The 16,606-nt window shown below is 67.9% G+C and carries 17 protein-coding genes; 6 read left to right on the top strand and 11 right to left on the bottom strand.

From position 1 onward, the window contains the following. Positions 1–51: 51 nt before the first annotated feature. Positions 52–951, top strand: a complete 900-nt coding sequence (locus AB0I04_RS15720) for an ABC transporter substrate-binding protein (protein ID WP_360884476.1) — start codon at positions 52–54, stop codon at positions 949–951. Between the two features lie 25 nt (positions 952–976). Here AB0I04_RS15720 and AB0I04_RS15715 read toward each other — a convergent pair whose 3' ends face one another. The 6 genes from AB0I04_RS15715 to AB0I04_RS15690 all read right to left on the bottom strand — a co-directional run bounded on the left by AB0I04_RS15715 (position 977) and on the right by AB0I04_RS15690 (position 8,209). After that, positions 977–2,587, bottom strand: coding sequence for a helix-turn-helix domain-containing protein (locus AB0I04_RS15715; RefSeq protein ID WP_360884473.1), 1,611 nt, complete (start codon positions 2,585–2,587; stop codon positions 977–979). Between the two features lie 30 nt (positions 2,588–2,617). Further along, the gene (locus AB0I04_RS15710) at positions 2,618–4,240 is read right to left on the bottom strand and encodes a D-aminoacylase (RefSeq protein ID WP_360884470.1); all 1,623 of its coding nucleotides are present in this window, start codon (positions 4,238–4,240) and stop codon (positions 2,618–2,620) included. A 155-nt stretch (positions 4,241–4,395) separates the two neighbouring features. Further along, positions 4,396–5,052 carry an isochorismatase family cysteine hydrolase gene (locus AB0I04_RS15705; RefSeq protein ID WP_360884467.1) on the bottom strand — a complete coding sequence of 219 codons (657 nt, stop codon included), beginning with the start codon at positions 5,050–5,052 and terminating at the stop codon, positions 4,396–4,398. Positions 5,053–5,268: 216 nt separating this feature from the next. Next, positions 5,269–5,694 carry a hypothetical protein gene (locus AB0I04_RS15700; protein WP_360884464.1) on the bottom strand — a complete coding sequence of 142 codons (426 nt, stop codon included), beginning with the start codon at positions 5,692–5,694 and terminating at the stop codon, positions 5,269–5,271. Positions 5,695–5,893: 199 nt separating this feature from the next. Then, on the bottom strand, positions 5,894–7,318 hold the full coding sequence (locus tag AB0I04_RS15695; RefSeq protein ID WP_360884461.1) for an FAD-binding oxidoreductase: 1,425 nt from the start codon (positions 7,316–7,318) through the stop codon (positions 5,894–5,896). 36 nt (positions 7,319–7,354) lie between these two features. Beyond that, positions 7,355–8,209 (bottom strand): antibiotic biosynthesis monooxygenase, encoded by an 855-nt coding sequence (locus tag AB0I04_RS15690; protein WP_360884458.1) that lies wholly within the window; start codon positions 8,207–8,209, stop codon positions 7,355–7,357. A gap of 50 nt (positions 8,210–8,259) precedes the next feature. On the opposite strand from AB0I04_RS15690, the gene AB0I04_RS15685 reads away from it, so the two are divergent. Both AB0I04_RS15685 and AB0I04_RS15680 read left to right on the top strand, forming a co-directional pair. Then, entirely contained in the window at positions 8,260–8,808 is a 549-nt protein-coding gene (locus AB0I04_RS15685; RefSeq protein WP_360884455.1) for a nucleoside deaminase, read from the top strand. A 712-nt stretch (positions 8,809–9,520) separates the two neighbouring features. Beyond that, positions 9,521–9,955 (top strand): DUF6196 family protein, encoded by a 435-nt coding sequence (locus AB0I04_RS15680; protein WP_360884452.1) that lies wholly within the window; start codon positions 9,521–9,523, stop codon positions 9,953–9,955. A gap of 67 nt (positions 9,956–10,022) precedes the next feature. Here AB0I04_RS15680 and AB0I04_RS15675 read toward each other — a convergent pair whose 3' ends face one another. After that, on the bottom strand, positions 10,023–10,406 hold the full coding sequence (locus AB0I04_RS15675) for a DUF5997 family protein (protein WP_360884449.1): 384 nt from the start codon (positions 10,404–10,406) through the stop codon (positions 10,023–10,025). A 55-nt stretch (positions 10,407–10,461) separates the two neighbouring features. Here AB0I04_RS15675 and AB0I04_RS15670 point away from each other — a divergent pair, with 55 nt between their 5' ends. Further along, positions 10,462–11,145, top strand: coding sequence for a LysR family transcriptional regulator substrate-binding protein (locus AB0I04_RS15670; RefSeq protein ID WP_360884446.1), 684 nt, complete (start codon positions 10,462–10,464; stop codon positions 11,143–11,145). 216 nt (positions 11,146–11,361) lie between these two features. On the opposite strand, the gene AB0I04_RS15665 is transcribed toward AB0I04_RS15670, so the two are convergent. Together AB0I04_RS15665 and AB0I04_RS15660 are read right to left on the bottom strand one after the other, a co-directional pair. Further along, a complete protein-coding gene (locus AB0I04_RS15665) occupies positions 11,362–11,964 on the bottom strand; it encodes a hypothetical protein (RefSeq protein WP_360884442.1) in 603 nt (200 codons plus the stop codon). 107 nt (positions 11,965–12,071) lie between these two features. After that, entirely contained in the window at positions 12,072–12,311 is a 240-nt protein-coding gene (locus AB0I04_RS15660) for a hypothetical protein (RefSeq protein WP_360884439.1), read from the bottom strand. Between the two features lie 199 nt (positions 12,312–12,510). On the opposite strand from AB0I04_RS15660, the gene AB0I04_RS15655 reads away from it, so the two are divergent. Beyond that, the gene (locus tag AB0I04_RS15655; protein WP_360884436.1) at positions 12,511–12,909 is read left to right on the top strand and encodes a MarR family transcriptional regulator; all 399 of its coding nucleotides are present in this window, start codon (positions 12,511–12,513) and stop codon (positions 12,907–12,909) included. Positions 12,910–13,026: 117 nt separating this feature from the next. Here the strand turns inward: AB0I04_RS15655 and AB0I04_RS15650 are convergent, their stop codons facing one another. Continuing rightward, positions 13,027–13,311: a hypothetical protein gene (locus tag AB0I04_RS15650; protein WP_360884433.1), complete on the bottom strand. Its 285-nt coding sequence runs from the start codon at positions 13,309–13,311 to the stop codon at positions 13,027–13,029. Positions 13,312–13,371: 60 nt separating this feature from the next. Then, complete coding sequence (locus AB0I04_RS15645) at positions 13,372–15,147, bottom strand: alkaline phosphatase family protein (protein ID WP_360884430.1); 1,776 nt, start codon at positions 15,145–15,147, stop codon at positions 13,372–13,374. A 488-nt stretch (positions 15,148–15,635) separates the two neighbouring features. Between AB0I04_RS15645 and sigJ the strand changes: the two genes are divergently transcribed. Then, positions 15,636–16,526: an RNA polymerase sigma factor SigJ gene (gene sigJ / locus AB0I04_RS15640; protein ID WP_360884427.1), complete on the top strand. Its 891-nt coding sequence runs from the start codon at positions 15,636–15,638 to the stop codon at positions 16,524–16,526. The last annotated feature ends 80 nt before the right edge of the window (positions 16,527–16,606 follow it).

Below are 16,606 nucleotides of genomic sequence, written 5' to 3'. Positions count from 1 at the left end.
CGAGTGACGCGTGCACGTACACCAGGGAGAACGATGAAAAGGACATCGCAGATGACCGCCGCTCTCGCGGCGGTGACGCTCGCCTTCGGCGCGGGATGCACCAACGCATCCCAGACCGGCTCCGCGGAGAAGGCCAAGCCCGGCCTCTCCGCCCAGGCGGCCGACAGGACACTGAGCGCGATGGTGCCGGCCAAGATCAGGACGGCCGGCACGATCCGGGTCGCCACCGACGCGACGTATCCGCCCTTCGAGTCGGTGGCCAAAGACAACAAGACGCTCGAAGGGGCTGACATCGATCTCATCAACGGGATCGCCTCGTTGCTCGGTCTGAAGGCCGGGCTGCAGAACGCCAGCTTCGACGCCATCGTCCCCGGAATAGCCGCGGGAAAGTTCGACGTCGCCGTCTCCGGAATCCTTGACCGTCCGTCACGCCGGGAGCACATCGACTTCGTCGACTACGCGATGAACAGCACGATGTTCTTTGCCAAGGCCGAGAACAAGGGCAAGTTCCCGACCTGGGCGAATACCTGCGGTTTCTCGATAGCGGTACAGACCGGCACGTCGATGGCCGACGACGCCCAGGCCGTCACCAAGAAGTGCGCCGCCGCCGGAAAGCGGGCCATCAAGATCAACAACTTCCGCACCCAGGACGAGGTGGTTCTGGCCGTACAGAGCGGTCGGGCCGACGTCGGGGTGTCGACCGGTGGTTCCACGGCAGCGATCGTCAAGCAGACCGGCTCCCTCTTCGTCACGAGCACCCCGCCGGACGCACCCACCAAGCCCGGTGCGCTCGGCATCGCCGTCCAGAAGTCCGACCCCGAACTCGTCAAGGCCGTTCAGGCGGCGCTGAAGAAACTCATTGAGAACGGCACCTATGACCAGATCATGAGCACATGGGGCCTCAAGGACTGCTGTAGCAACAAAAGCGCCGAGATCAACGGCGGTACCTGATCGAGTGCCGGAAGAGCGGCACCGGTCAGATCGGCCGTTGGCCGGCCGGCCGGTGCCGATCCAACAGCAACCGTAGCTGCAGCCACATCACCTGCCGCAATCGCGGATCACTCGCGTCAAAGCCGAACTTCTCCTTGATACGGGCGAGCCGGTACCGGTAGGAGTTCTCATGGATCCCCAGTTGCCTGGCCGCGGCGCGGGCGTCGCCGAAGTGATCGAAGTGAGCCAGCAATGTCGCCGCATACGCCGTCTGGTGCCGCTCGTCGTACCCGAGAAGGTCCCGGACGTGCTGGACGAGACGATCGGCGTCCGCAACACCCGAACGCCGGATCTCCTCGAGAATGACCAGGTGCCGCTGCTCATCGACGTCGATGACGGCATGTCGTGAGCCCTGCATCGCCCTCAGGACCGTGGAGATGTCCCGCCGCGCTCTGATCACCTGATCGGTGTCGTTGATCGCGGCGATGAAGGCACAACCCAGCCTCCCGCCGTTGCTCGAATTCGCCGACCTGCCGACGTCCTCGGCGAGCCGCCTGAGCCGGGCCGATGAGCACCCGGCCGCCCTGGGCACCAGAGCGAAGATCGCGTCCTCCACCCGAGCACAGGCCGCCTCGGGCGAAATACGCTCGACATTGAGCCGGATGATCTGGGTGAGGCGCTGCTCATCGAGGTCCGGAGCGTCGGTCAGCGGGCCGAACCCCATGATCGCCAGGGGTAGCCGGTCGCGCAGCGTGCTCGTGTGATCCGATCCGGTGGCGCCGAGCTGCGCCGCGAGCTGCTCGGATCGGCGCCGCCGGGCCGCGTCCTCGCGGAACCCCACCGACATGATCGCCAACGCGACGGCGGGAGCAGCCATCTCCAGCGCTGCCACGGCACGGCTCGCAGAACCGGGTTCGCCGTCGTCAATGGCCCAGATCGAGCCGAGAAGGCGGCCGCCGATCCGGACGGGGACCACGACACGCGCCAGTTCGTGATCCGCCTGCGACGGGAACCGGACGTGGCCCTCGGCGCGGGCCACCGCGAGGTATTCGGCGTCGTACTCCGGGATCGCCTGCACCTTGCGGTCCAGGATCGATTCTTGGCGTACGGCGTCGATGGCCTGTCCCTCGATGCTCGAATACGCGAGAACCCGGCGTTCGAGGTCCTCGATGGTGATCGCCGCGCCGGCGATCGACGCGATGGCGTTCGCCATGCCGAACAGGTCGTCGGTCGCTTCGAAACCGGCGCGCCGCACCGTCGTGGCGCACGAGGCGATCGCGCCTGCCAGCAGGGCCTCCACGGTGCTCCACGGAAGCTCGTCACGCGCGACGAGCATGATGAGACCCGCCCGTCGCGCCGTCTCAACGATCCCGGTGAGGTCCTGCCCACGTCGTTTAATGACGGCCGCGACGTAACCGGCCTCGCCCGCGTCCACCAGGAGCGAGCCGAGTTGGGGGTGCATCACGGACGCACCGACGAGCAGCAGCACTCCGCCCGCAGCTGAAGGAAGCTCTTCGAGAGGGTCCCAGACCACGCAGTCGCAGACGGTCTGGTCGGTGACCGCCGTGCCGGGCGCCACGACGACGACCTCTCGATCGATCGACTCGAGGACCCCGGCCAAGGGGGCAACAGGTCCGATGAGCTGCGAGTCTTCCATTCGCGGCAGTCTACGAGGGGATCGTTCTCCTCAACGCGGCCGCAGTCTCCGCCCGCGCCGGACCCCGAGCCACCGCCCTGACCGTACGACGAGGCGCCCCTCCTGCATGACCCACTCGATACCGGCGACAGGCCGGTCAGGCGTCGCGTAGTCGCCCGGATGGCTGATCGCCAGTGGGTCGAAGCACACCAGGTCCGCGACCGCGCCGGGCGCGATGACCCCCCGGCCGGGAACGCCGAAGACGGCCGCCGGCAAGGAGGTCATGCGGCGAACCGCCTCGGCCAGGTCGACGATCCGCCGCTCACGGACGAACCGGCTGATCACGGTCGGGAAGGTGCCGAAAAGCCGTGGGTGCGGCTTGCCACCCGAACCCGGCGGCGTCCCGTCCGACCCCACCGAGGTGAACGGCGAACGGAAGGCGTCGTCGAGGTCCTGGTCGGCCATCGAGAACTCGACCATCGTGACACGCAGCCGCTCGGCGACCAGCACGTGCACCAGGGCGTCGAACGGCTCAAGCCCGAGCTCGTCCGCCACCTGGCGGAGGGTCATGCCCTCGTGGTCGTGTGATGCCGTCGAGGCGATGAGGATACCGTCGTACCCGCCCGCGCCACCGATCAGGTTCTCCCAGTCCTGCGCCTGCGGCGACTCGATGGAGCGGCGGGCGCGAGCCAGCGACTGCCGATCCTCCAGCCGGGCGAGCAGGTTCGTGTCGCCACCGTCGTGCATCCACGGCGGTAGGCAGGCCGCCAGGATCGTCGAGGCGGCGGTGTACGGATAGATGTCCTGGGTCACGGCCACGCCGTCGTCCCGCGCCTCGTCGAGATACGCGATCGCCTGCGGGATCGACCCGTGGTTGTCCTGGCCGGTCGCCTTGAGGTGGGAGATCTGGAGCCGGCACCCGGCCTCGCGGGCGAGCCGGACCGACTCGGTCAGGCTGGCCGCCAGGTCGAAGCTCTCGTTGCGCATGTGCGTCGCATAGACCCGGTCCGGGCCGAGAACCCGTGCCACCTGGACCAGTTCCTCGGCGTCGGCGTAGACGCCGGGGGCGTAGATCAGGCCGGTGGACATCCCGAACGCGCCGGCCTCCAGCGCGTCCTGAAGCATCACGCGCATCCGGCGGATGTCCACGGATTCGGCGGCACGCGCCCCTGACCCCATCGCGGCCATCCGCAGGGCTCCGTGCCCGACCAGGGGGCAGACGTTCACCACGGTGCCACGGTCGTCGACCATCTCATAGAGCTCGGGAACGCTTCCCCAGGTCACCTCGTCGATGGGAAACAGCTTCCGCAGCGCGGACGTGGCCTCACGCGCCTGCTCCCCTGCCGGGATCGGGGCGAGCGAGAAGCCGCAGTTGCCGGTGACCTCGGTCGTCACCCCTTGGTTGATCTTGGTCAGATCGTCCTCGACCAGCAGCGGGGCATTGTCGGCGTGGGAGTGAACGTCGATGAATCCGGGACAGACCACAAGGCCCTGGGCGTCCAGGGCGGCGCCGGAGTCCAGCACGACACTTCCGGGCGCGCCGAGGCCCCGGATACGCCCCGCATCGACGACGATGTCCGCCTCCGCACTCGGCGCACCGGTACCGTCGACGACCGTCGCGCCTCGGATCACGAACGGCGCCGAGCCGTCGACCTCCCAACCCCCCACGGCCATGAGACCTCGCCTTCCCGCAGACCGACTCGACAACCGGACACGGCCATTCTCGTGCCGGCGCCCGCTCCCGCCCTGGTGCCCGAGACCAAACGATCGCCCAGGATTTGGCGAGATACACAAGGTTGGGGGGCCGACCTGGACGGTGCCGATATCGGTCAGGCCTGGACCATGTCGAGCAGGTCGGACGTCGAGCGCACGTCGCCGAAGGACCGGTAGATGGTATGCAGCGTGGCGTTGTGGTCCTGGTCGCGCCGGGCCGCATTGGCGTCCGCGACCAGGATGACCCGCAGTCCGAGGGCGGCGGCGTCGCGGGCGGAGGATTCGCAGCACACATTGGTGACGGTTCCGCTGATCAGAACGGTATCGACTCCGCGCTCTTCCAGCACTCCCGGAAGGACACAACGGCCGGGGAAGAACGCGCTGGGAGCGGATTTCTCCACCAGCACATCACCGGGACGGACCACCAGTTCCGGCCACAGCCGCCCGGGCAGCGGACCCGTCCCGCCGGACACGCGGTAGGCCTCGGCTGTTTCCGGCCCGAAGAACTCATCCAGCACCGGCGTCCTTTCGCCGACTGCGGGAAGGACCCAGGCGACCGTACCGCCTGCTACTCGAAGGGCATCGGCGATGCGGCCGATGTTCGGCACGATGCCGCGGCAGTACGGGTTCTCGGACACGAAGAACGGCACCATGTCGATCACCACGAGCGCGGTACGGGCCGGGACAAGGTTCACGAACGCGAACCGGCGGCCACGGCGAGCCTCATGCCGGGCATACTCCCGAGGATCGATCCACCACTCGTGCTGTCGCACCTCGGCATCCGACGGCAAAGCCCTCTCGATCCGGGGAAAGTCGCCGGCAGAACTCATGCGATCTTCGCCCATCTTGTACGGGGAATCCGAGTCTGGCGAATTCACAAGGGGCCTCTCTTTGAACCCGGATGGTGAGCCGAACGGCGCTGTTGTCAAGCGAACGTCCTGGGACGGCGAGTTTCCGTCCCAGGACGTTCAGTGACCATAGCGGTCAGGTCATCGGACGGTGACCTTGACGAGGTTGGAGGCTCCCGCGCCCCAGGCGTGCCAGTGGTGGTGGCGGTCCTGCCGGTAGGCGACGGCCCGGAAGGTGTAGGTGCCCTTGTGGACGGCGGGCTTGAGGGTCAGGGTGAACCGTTCGGCGCCGCTCTTGCCGGTGCGACCGTGGGTGGTGCAGAGCAACTTCTCGTAGCCGGGGCCCTTGGGCAGGGCTCGCTGCAGGCACAACTTGAGCCCGTGGATGTGGTCGCCGCTGCTGTCGGAGAAAGCGTCGGCGCGGAAGGTGACGGTGCGTCCGTGCTGGACGGTGTGGTGGTCGACCGAAAGGTGCAGGCCGGTCTTGGCCTGGGCGGCCCCGGCGGCGAGGATGACGGTTCCGGTCGCGACGGCGGCGACTCCCGCCACGGTGAGCGTCTTGCGCATGTCCTTCTTCCAATCGTTGTTGAATCGTCCGAACGGGTGAGATGTGAAACGGTCAATTAGAGTTCGACAGAAGGTCGATTTTTACGGGCTTTTAACCCGGAGACCCGTGGGCGCCCACCGACTCGAGAAGCACGGATTGTCCGGCGAGCAGTAGGTGCCGTTCAACAGACGCAGATCATCCTTGGAAGGGCCACGTTCGTCACCACCGGGATGCCTTCCGGTCCCGACATGAGGGATCCGGACCATGCCACGGTCGTCCGGCGGCGTACGGGTCAGGTCGTCGTGAGGTACGTCTGGAACACACCACCCGGGTCGTACGCCGCCAGACGCTCCCAGGCGGCCGGTGTGAACGAGCGCCGGGCGCGTGACGGGGCGGCCGGCAGGTCCGTCTCCGCGACATAGTGTCCGACTCCGAGGGCTCCACCGCCCGCATCGTCTGGTGCAGCCAGCGGAGGTTCACCTCGTCCTCCGACCGGTCCGCCCAGATGGCGTACGGGACGAGGAAGGTCCTGCCGAGCGCCGCGAACGCCGTGTCCGGCGTCGCGGGCGCCTCGGGCCCGCCCGGCGACAGGAGCGCGAGGACGAGGGACTTGTCGGATGGCGCCCGTTCGACGTGACCGGCGATCCGCGGCAGCAGAATCCGGAAGTCCTCGTGCGACCACAGGGTGTCGACGGCGGCGCGGTGGCGTTCGGGCCAGAACGCCGCGGAGTCCGCGTACAGCGACTCGAAGGTCGTCGGCCGGTCCACCTCCCGGACCAGGGCACGCCCCGCGAGCGGGCAGTCCCGTAGTGGTCCGAGCGCCCGTACGGCCTCATCGCGTGAGCCCGCGAAGGCGATGGCCGTGACGGTGGCGATCGGCGGTCGCGGGCGCCCCGCCTCCGGCGCCTCACCCGGCGTGAGGGCCATTCCGAACTCGACGCTCGCCGGCAGCTCCTCCGCGATCTCGTCGGCCCAGCGTGCGATGTCCTCGACTTCCGCCAGCGGAAAGACGTATCGCGTCCTCATGATCGCCGTAGGGAGGGGATGCAGGCGGAGCCGGAAGGAGGTGACGGCGGCGAAGAATCCGGGCCCCGCGCCGCGCGCCGCCCAGAACAGGTCCGCGTTCTGCTCCTCGTCGCACCTGAGCAGTTCGCCGTCGGCGGTCACGGCCTCGATCCCCTGGACGCTGTGGCACGCGGGCCCCCAGACTCCGGGGTTCCAGCCGAGGCCGCCGCTGAGCAGGAATCCGCTCAGTGCGACGGTCGGGCAGTGGCCCGTGGGGAAGGCCAGACCGTGTTCGGCGAGCGCCAGGGACAGCGTGCGTCCGGTGACACCGGGCTCGGCGACCGCCGTCGCGGCGCCGGGATCGATGGCGTGACCCCGGAGGCCGGAAAGGTCGATCAGCATCCCTCCGTCGCGCAGTGGTGAGCCACACCAGCCGTGTCCGCTCCCACGTACGGCGATCCGGAGCCCGCGGTCACGGGCGAGGCCGACCGCCTCCCGTACGATCTCCGCCGAGCCGGCCCGGACGATCACGTCCGGGAACCGCTGCGGTTTGAGGTCGTTCCACAGCATGCCCGCCCAGAGGTCCGGGTAGCGCGCGTCGTCCCGCCACGTCAGGGCGTCCTCCAGCCGATCAGGCACGGGGCACCTCCTCGTGTCACCATCCGCCGCGGCCGGCTAACCCGCGATCACGCCGAAGATCCCGACGAACAGCAGGTAGCAGAGAACGACCACGGCGACGCCCGCCACCTGCCGAGGGAGCGCCCCTCCGGGCGCCAGCCAGAAGGCCAGAACCCTGTTCACCAGCGGCATCATCAGCCAGGTGAGGATGCTGACGCTCAGCACGTTGCTGAGGAACATCGCGGCGTATCCCGGTATCCCCGCCATCTCGAAGACCTTGCCGGCCGTCAGCGTGAGGATCATTACGGTGGGATACAGGGCGAGCAGCACGCACATGGCCTGCTTCCAGTTGGGCGGAAGCCCTGCCTCGGATTCGCCGCCGAACCGGAACCAGCCGCTGAAGGCCGAGCCGATCTTGCTGAGCTCGTATTCGGCGAAGTATCGGCGGCCTTCCGCCAGCAGTTTCTGCCGGGTTTCCGACTCGAGCCAGTCATTCAGATGTTCACGCGTGTCGAACCTGAATATGGCGACCCAGTTCTCCTGAATACCCGGCACCGGTCTGAAGAGTTCGAAGCCCATGAAGCCGGGGAACCGCCCCTGGGCGTTCCGCGCCTTCTCCTGCCAGCGCACGAAGTCCTGCTCGCGACCCGGTCTCACCCGGTGCGAGATGACCGCGGTGATGGCATCCTGCCTCGGCGCCTCCCCGGCGAGGACCTCCTGCTTCGCCGGACCGTCGAACAGCGGCCGGCCCTCGTCGAGCAGCTCTCCGCGCGCTGGGGAGCCGAGCCACGCGGTCAGCCGGGTGAGGTCGGAGAACCGGTAGATGACCACCCATACATCCTGAGCTCCGGGCCCGGGCGGGTGCGCCTCCGTCTCCTCGAATCCCTCGAAGGCGCGCGCGACCGTGTTCACGCGTTCCTGCCAGCGCCGATAATCGTCTTCGCGGCCTTTGCGAGGACTTCATGGCGGAAGCCGTGCGCCTGGCCACCGAGTCCGTCCGTAACGCCTGGGGCGGCCCCTTCGGCGCGGTCATCACCCGCGACGGCGAGATCATCGCTCGCGGCCAGAACCGTGTCCTTCTCACCGGCGACCCCACCGCCCACGGTGAGGTCGAGGCGATCCGCAAGGCCGTGCAGATCCTGAACCCCCGCGCTCCCTCCATACCGGAGGAGCACAACAACGAGGCGACGCTGACGCTCATCCCACGTCCCGAGGGATCCCCTGACATCGTTCCCGAGCGAGCACGGATGCTGAAGGGCTGCTCGGTCTACAGCAGTGGCGCCCCCTGCCCCATGTGCATGAGCGCCATCTACTGGTCGCGGATCGACGCCGTCTACTTCGCCTGCGACTTCAAGGCCACCCGGGAGATCGGGTTCGACGACGCCTTCCAGTACGAGGACTTCGAGAAGCCCATCGAACAGCGGAGGCTCTCGATCAAGCAGATCCACCCTGAACTCGGCGCCCGGGCGTACCATGCCTGGGCGGACAAGCCCGACCGGCACCCGTATTAGTGCCGCGTTCAACCAACGTTGGTCGTGTATCGACCGTGTTGGTCGATCTTCGCCTGGCGGGCGAGCGACTCCCCACGGAGCCGGGGAAGACGCCTGCTGGGCACCGATCCGTCCCTGCGCCACTCCGCACGGGCTTCGCCAGCCCCACCCGTGTCTGGATGGATGACGACGACATCCCTGAAGTGCCGAAACACGAGCGTCTGCGCGGGTGTCACCCGGTGAGGATCGTCACGTTGGGTACCGCACTGGCCTGACCGGCGAAGAAGCGCGCGATCTACTCGGCGCCTTCGATCGGGTGGAGTTCGGCGCTCGGTTCGACGAGACATCGCATCGAACTGTGAGGTCGGCGCGTCGCCTGACATTCCGAGGGGCTGTGTCGTCGTACTACTGAGACCACAGGGACCGTCGCCAGGCGAACTGGTGGCGGTCAGATTTCCTGAGCGGAGGCTGCAACAATGACTTCGAACGATTCCGAGATCAGGGTGCTCCTCGACAGCCGAGTCGATGCCATTACGCATGAACATATCTCAATGGCAGGCACCTGGCCTTCTCCTGGTTCAGAGGCCGAACAGGCACGGCCAGGAACGAAATAAACGAGGCCGCGACGGCGTTACGATGGCCGTCGACTTGCCGAGGCGCCACGTCTGGCATGGGACGACCCTCCGATAACCCCCAGAGCAGATCCCTGCCGCAAGAATCAGGAGACCTCGCCATGGTCAGTGTCAGCGTGGAGACTCCGCAGCAGACAGAAGAACGTCTACGTCGTGTGATCGCCCTGGCCGAGATTGTCGTGCACGACGGCATCTGGTGCTTCGAAGAATCCCCCGCAGACCGGCCACCGGCGCTCACCGGTGACACACTGGCGGTAGTCCGAGACAGCGAGAGCTGGAGCCGACTTGTCCCGCTCGCACAAGAGCACCGGGATGTCGAACAATTCGGGATCTTCTCCTTCCACTTCCCGCCCGAACTGGACAACAGCGGCTTCGTCGGATGGCTGGCCACCCACCTGAAGACCGAGCTGGGCACCGGAGTATTCGTCATCTGCGGCAGTAACCGTGCTCGCGGAGGCATCTACGATTACTGGGGCTGCCCCATCGACTTGGTGGACGAGGCCACCGCGATCATCAATGCATTGCGCACCAGCTGAGCTGAGCGCATCACGGCTGCGGCCAATCCGTGCCCGGTACCGCAGAGTCCTACCGCGTTCCCGTGGGTCAGGCCTTGGCGCGCTGCTGCTTGAGGCGGAACTCCTCTTGGCGGACCCCGGTTTGGATGGCCTGCTCGCGTTCTAGCCAGTCGGGGTTTTCGGCCTTCAAGGTCTCGATCTCGGCGGTGGTGAGGGGGGCCGTGATGCCGGCGCGGGCCAGGCCCGAGGCGGAGACGCGGAGCTTGGCGGCGACGACCTGGCGGGGGTGGGGACCCTCGCGACGCAGCTCGGCGAGCCAAGAGGGCGGGTCGGCCTGGAGCGCGTTCAGCTCGTCCCGGGAGACGACGCCCTCCTGGAATTCGGCGGGCGCTGCCGACAGCAGGATCCCCAGCTTCTTGGCCGCGGTCGCCGGCTTCATGGTCTGGGGGGTCTTCGCCTTGGACGTGCTCATGACGTCAAGGGTAGCCAGCGGGAGGGAGCCGTCTGGACGCGGCTAGGCTGAGAAGGTGACGACGGGTGAGTTCCGGTTGGCCTACGCGCCGGGGGTGACGCCCGGGAAGTGGGCCGGGGTGTGGGCCGAGCGGGTGTGGGAAGTGCCGCTTCGGCTGATTCAGATACCCGCCGCCGAGGCTGTCCCCCTGCTGCGGGACGGCGGCGTGGACGCGGCGTTCGTGCGCCTGCCCGTCGACCGCGAGGCCCTCCATGTGATCCCGCTATACCTGGAGACGACCGTGGTGGTGGTGCCGAAGGATCACGCGGTGGCCGCGGTCGAGGAGGTGGAGCTTGCCGATCTCGCCGACGAGGATGTGTTCGAGCCGCTCGACGAGGTCTTGGCCTGGGTCGACCGCCCCGGGCAGCCTGCCTTCACCCGTCCCAAGAGCACGGCGGACGCGATCGAGCTGGTGGCGTCGGGGGCCGGCGTCCTACTGCTCCCCCAGTCTCTGGCCCGCCTTCACCACCGCAAAGACCTCACCTACCGCACCGTGACCGACGCCCCCCAGTCCCAAATCGGCCTGGCCTGGATCGAGGCCGCGACGACCGACCTCATGGAGGAGCTGATCGGCATCGTCCGCGGCCGCACCCCCAACAGCTCCCGTGGCCGCACCCCCCAACAACAACCCGCCCGTAAGAAGCCCCCGCAAAAGCACTCCGCTCCCAAGCATCGCCGCCGGACGCGCCGCCGGACGTGACAACCGTGCTCACGCTCCTGACACGAGGATGACCTTTCCCGCGACCGTGCGGGCACCAGATCCTCGGTATCGTTCGATATCGGGCCGGTGGTGACGATTTCGCTGTGCCGGTTCACGGGCTTCTCCTCTACCGGATGCCGTGGGTGAGTTCGACGCGGAGCAGGGCGGCGTTGCGGACGACGCCCTGCGGCGGCGCGGTCGTGCCGCCGTCCGTGGTCACGTACAGCACGCGGCCCTCATCGCTACTGGGGACGCGAGCCCGCGCACGCCGTTGACGCCGGGCTGCGGCGGCCAGGGGATTTCGCCGTCGGGGTCCTCGGCCATGGTGTCGTGCTCGGCCCAGACCCGCGCGGTCGCGCCGCGGGCCCCTTCGGTCAGGTCGACCCGCCAGATCAGGCCGGCGAAGCAGTCCGCGACGGCCAGCACGCCCGGCCCGAGCAGGCAGCTGCCGTTCAGCGCTCGCACTCGGTCGTCGAAGGTGAAGATGACCTCAGGGGTGACCGGGGTGCCCGGGGCCCAGCCGTTCAGGTCGAGCCGGACCAGGTGGGACTCGTGCGTGGTGTAGCCCTCGGTGAGGCTCAAGACGAACATGTCCGGCTCGACCTCGACGATGCCGGTGACTGGGTGGTCGAAGGCGTGCACGAGCACCGGGTCGGCGAGCGCGCGGGCGGGGCCGGGAACGTACCAGAGCTCCTGCTGGAGCACGGCGGTGATCAGCACCGACCCGTCGGCGCGCACGGCCAGGTTCTCCAGGAAGTACTTCTCGGGGAAGTAGGCGATCGGGGTGACGGTGACCTCGGGCAGTGGGGCGATGGCCATGGCATGCTCCTGCCATTCGGATGGGTATCAACCGCCCGAACGTGCCGAACGCGTCCGGATCCTCAAGCAGGGCCCTGGTCTCATTGATATCGGGCATGACCTCCTCCTTAGGGGAGCCAGGCGACGGCACGGCCCGCGGGGACGTCGTACGCGTTGAGCAGGGTGCCGAGCGCCAGGTAGTGGATGACGATGAACACCACCGCGTCGAAGCCCGGCCGGCCGAGCCGGGCGACCGCGGTGTCGGATAGCAGCCCGGGCGGCGCGCCGCAGGCGTCATACAGGGCACGCTGCCCGGTGGTCAGCTCCGCCGGGCGGAGCAACGGCAGCCGCGTGGATCTTCTCCTCACATCGATTTCGACGCGCTCCGCACTTGAAAGCGCCAGTTGGTCGTTCCGCTGGTCCCCAAGGCCGGACATCGAATATTAGAAGTCTAGCTTTGCAAGGTCGACCTTGCAAAGCTAGACTTCTAATGTGACTTCACGAGCATCGGACGACCGCACCGAAACCCTTGACTCGAACCCCGCGTTGATCGGGGTTGCCACGAGGTTGCGGATCAGCATCAGCACGTTCAGGCGCCGCAGTCACGAAGCGCTGAGCGAGGGAGATTTGACGGGCCCGCAGCTGACGGCCCTCTCGCGGCTCGAACGGCTGGGTCCGGTCACCACTGCAGAACTGGCCAGGCGTGAGCAGATCACTCCCCAGGCGATGGGCGCCACCGTCGCGGTTCTGGAAGACCGTGGGCTGGTGACCCGTACCGCTGATCCCACTGACGGGCGTCGCTGGCTGCTCACGGTCACCGATCCCGGCCGGGCCGCGCTGAGTTCCGAGCGCAGCGCCGTCGCCGACAGGATGGCAGCGGCGATGGCGACGTCCTTCACTTCCGAAGAGATCGCGACTCTCGACGCCGCGGCGCCGCTGATCGAGCGGCTGGCCGACCTGTTCTGACCGGCGACCGTGATCGTTGAGTCTCACTCCAAGGAGCGGAGGGCGTGCCATGCCCGAGCCGGAGTCTGACGTCGTCGCAAGCGCCCGGAGCGAGGCGTCGGGTGCTGCGCGTTCGGGTCACACGCAGCTCGGCGAGCAGTACATGATCGGCCAGTCCTGGCTGTGCTCCTGGCGCACGCGGGGGTGGGCCCCCAGAACGCAGCCGGGAAGTTCTTCCACGGCCTGCAGCAGGCCCCACACGAAATGGGCCGCGTATGAGCGCCGGCGGCCGCCATCGGGTGCGGAGAAGATCACGTGCCATCGGCTTGGTACCGATTCGGCCTGGTGCCGGACTGGCGCGAACCGTTCGGCCACGTCGTTGACGACATACCGCCACGGGGCCAGGTCGTCAACCTCACCCACTACCGGAGCCATGCGCCTGTGCCGCGCCTCCCATGCGTGAGATCAAGGCCGCGCACGGGGTCATGGCCACACGTCGTTGAGCGGTACGGCGTACTTGTCGTTCCTGGTCAGGGTGGCCAGGCCGAGCGCGCTCTCCATCGTCCGCAGCATGCTGTAATGCGTGTAGTGGACGTCGGACCGGTAGCCGGTCCTGGTCGTGCCGGGCGAGCCCACCACGATCGTTGGGATGCGCTGGGCGTGCGCGTCGTCGTCCTCGTCGAACGTGATGATCAGCAGGGAGCGCTGCCGGGTCCAGGCCGGCGAGTTGAAGATCTTCGGCATGTTGTTCCTGAACCAGGTGTCGCCCGTCGCGGTGTCGCAGTTGTGCATGCTGTTGCAGCTGTTCGGCTCGAACCAGACGAAGTTCGGCGTGGTCGCGGCCGTTCCCAGGTCGGTCCAGAGTCCGGTGATCGGCTGGATCTTGTCCTGGCACCGGGCGCCGCCCACCGGCATGAGGTCCTTGAAGAACCAGAACGGCACGTCGTCGGGGTCGTAGTTGCCGTTCTTGGTGGAGTTGCACGGCGTCCCCATGTCCTCGACGTACGAGCGCCACGTCTTGCCGACACTCTCGATCCGGTCGCCGATGTGCGGGGCATTGATCTTGCCGATGTCGGACGGGAACGGATTGCTGGTGTAGCCGAACGTGCTGCCGCCCGCGACGGCCATGTAGTTCGGGTCGCTCGGGTGCACCACGCCGTACGACTGGGCGAGCGTGACGTTGCCGCCCGCGAGCCCGGTCAGGTAGGGGGCGGCGCTGTTGCCGATGACCTGGTCGTACGCCCGGTTCTCCAGAACGGTGAAGAACACGTGGTCGAAGCCCGGGACGCTGGACGGCGGTGGCGTGAGCGTGCCCGGAGTGACCGAGGCGCCGGTCAGGCTGAGGGAGAGGCTGTCGGCGTACGCGTCGTTGTACTTGTTCGCCGTGTCGCGCGCCGGGTCGCCGGTGAGCGAGACGACGACCGCGATGCTCCGGGTTCCGGACGGCACGCCACCGGACGCCGCGCGCTGAAGTAGGGACGTCGTGTTACCGCGGTCCGAGGCGGTGACCGGCCCGATCTGGCCCGTGCCGAGCGATGATCCGCCCGCGTTCTGGAACGTGATCTTCACCGTCGCCGACGACATCTCACCGGCGTAGCCGCCGAGCCAGCCGGACAGCGAGTACGTCACGCCGCCGCCGTCGATCTGACTCGCGGCGCTCGACACGTCCACGGTCTGGGTGAGCGATCCGCTGCCCACCGGCCCGCCCGCGAAGAACGCGCCGCCCCGGTTCGACGGGCCGGGCGTGGAGGAGGTGGGAAAGCCCGCTCCGACGCTGTACGAGACCGCCGTGGGGGTTCCGGTGACGGTCCAACCGGGCAGCGTCACGCTGTCGTACCCGCTGGTGGACGGGTCACCCGACTCGGCGTCGCCGTTCACGATCAGGTTGGTGCCGGCGGAGGGAGCCGTCACGGTGAACGGCTGCGGCCCCGCGAGGACCGTGTACCCGTCGTTGTAGAGGAGGTAGGCGACGTAGCTGCCGGTCGCCAGCGAATCGGTCGCGAAACTGACGCTCCCCGACGCGTTCGGTGCGTACCTCCACATCGTGGACGCCACACTGCCCGGCGTCTGGCCCGACTTGTAGATCCCGACCCAGTTCGTCGAGCTCACCTGGGCCGCGGTGTAGGAGGCGACGATCGTCTGGCCCTGCACGTACGAGCTCTGGTCCAGGCTCAGCGAACTGGTCGCCGCGGACGCGGGCGTCACCCCGGCCAGTGCCGCCGCCACCACGACCAATGCCATCAGCACACGCTTCAGCATCGCGTTGCCCTCCACCGCCTCGCCGGCCCTCGACACTGACAGCCAATCCCCAATTTCGCCCTAATACCAGAAGAAGTTTCGGGTTACCTCGGCTGCCGGACCGAGACCGGGGCCGACGAACAACCCGGCGGCGCTTCGCCGGGTCGGCGAAAGGCCTCTCACCGGTCGTGGTCGTTGAGGCCGGTGAGAGGAGCACGCGATCGCCGTGCCCGTCGCCGCCGGCGGTGGGCAACTGGTCCAGCCGCTCGTCCCGGGTGTACCGAGCGCGGATCCGCCTCCGCGGCGAACACGTCGTATCCGTCGAGCCTGGTCACAGCCAGGACAGCACGTCGGGCGATGTCATCGTCGGTGCTTCCGAAGATCTCCGCAACGCCCCGGGGGGTGTCTTCCCTGTTCACAGGGTTGTGGTCATGGAATCGGGGGGCGAATAGTTGGGCTTAGGCAGCCACGCCGGCCGGCGTCCGAAGTTGGAGGAGGTTGCGATCTGTATGGGTGACGGGCACGGGCCCGGACGGTCTGAGCAGGAGGACCCGCTCGGAGCCGATTGGGAGAGGCACCGGCCTGCGGTTTTCGGTGTGGCCTACCGGCTGCTGGGGAGTGTGGCCGATGCCGAGGATGTGACCCAGGACGTGTGGCTGCGGGCGGCCGGAGCCGATCTGCAGGGCATCGGTGATCTGCGGGCCTGGCTGATGACGGTGGCCGCGCGACGGTCGTACGACATTCTCAAGAGTGCCCGTTTCCGCCGGGAGACCTATGTCGGGCCGTGGCTGCCGGAGCCGCTGCTGACAGGACCGGATGCGTCGAAGCCGGTACTCGTCGACGAGTCCGTCAGTTCGGCGATGCTGCTGATTATGGAAGAGCTGAGCCCGCCGGAGCGGGTGGCCTTCGTCCTGTACGACGTCTTCGGTCTTGAGTTCGGCCGGATCGCCGAAGTGCTGGATGTCTCTGTACCGGGTGCCCGGCAGCTCGCCTCGCGGGCACGACGGCGGGTGGCCAAAGCGAAGCAGTCCACGCCGCAGGCGTCGAAGGCGGAGCGTAAACGCGTCCTAATGGTCTTCCGCGCCGCCTACGAGGCCGGGGACCTGGCCGGCCTGATCAGGCTCCTGCACCCGGACGCCGTCTACGTCACCGACGGCGGCGGCGAGGTCTTCGCGGCACGCAAGCTCATCCACGGCGGTGAGCGCGTCGCCGAGGTGATGGTGCGTGTGGGGCGCCAGTGGCGTCCGGACCGCATCGACTTCGTCGAGGTCGGCGGTGAGCTGGCCCTCGTGTTCCACCGGGAAGGCCGGGTCTACTCCGTCGACACGGTTCAAATCACAGACGGTCTGATCACCGCGTACCGCAGGGTCATCAACCCGGACAAACTTGTGCGCGTCTGAGCTGTCACATCCGGAGGGGCTACCTCGTCTCCCTAATGAGAACGCAAAACGGCGTGACGGAATGCGCCCGAGCAGGTGAG

The organism is Actinoallomurus sp. NPDC050550 (genome assembly GCF_040655075.1).
In the GTDB taxonomy this organism is placed as follows: Bacteria; Actinomycetota; Actinomycetes; order Streptosporangiales; family Streptosporangiaceae; genus Actinoallomurus.
Note: the sequence above shows the minus strand (reverse complement) of the source record. Positions and strands in the feature narration are given on the sequence as shown.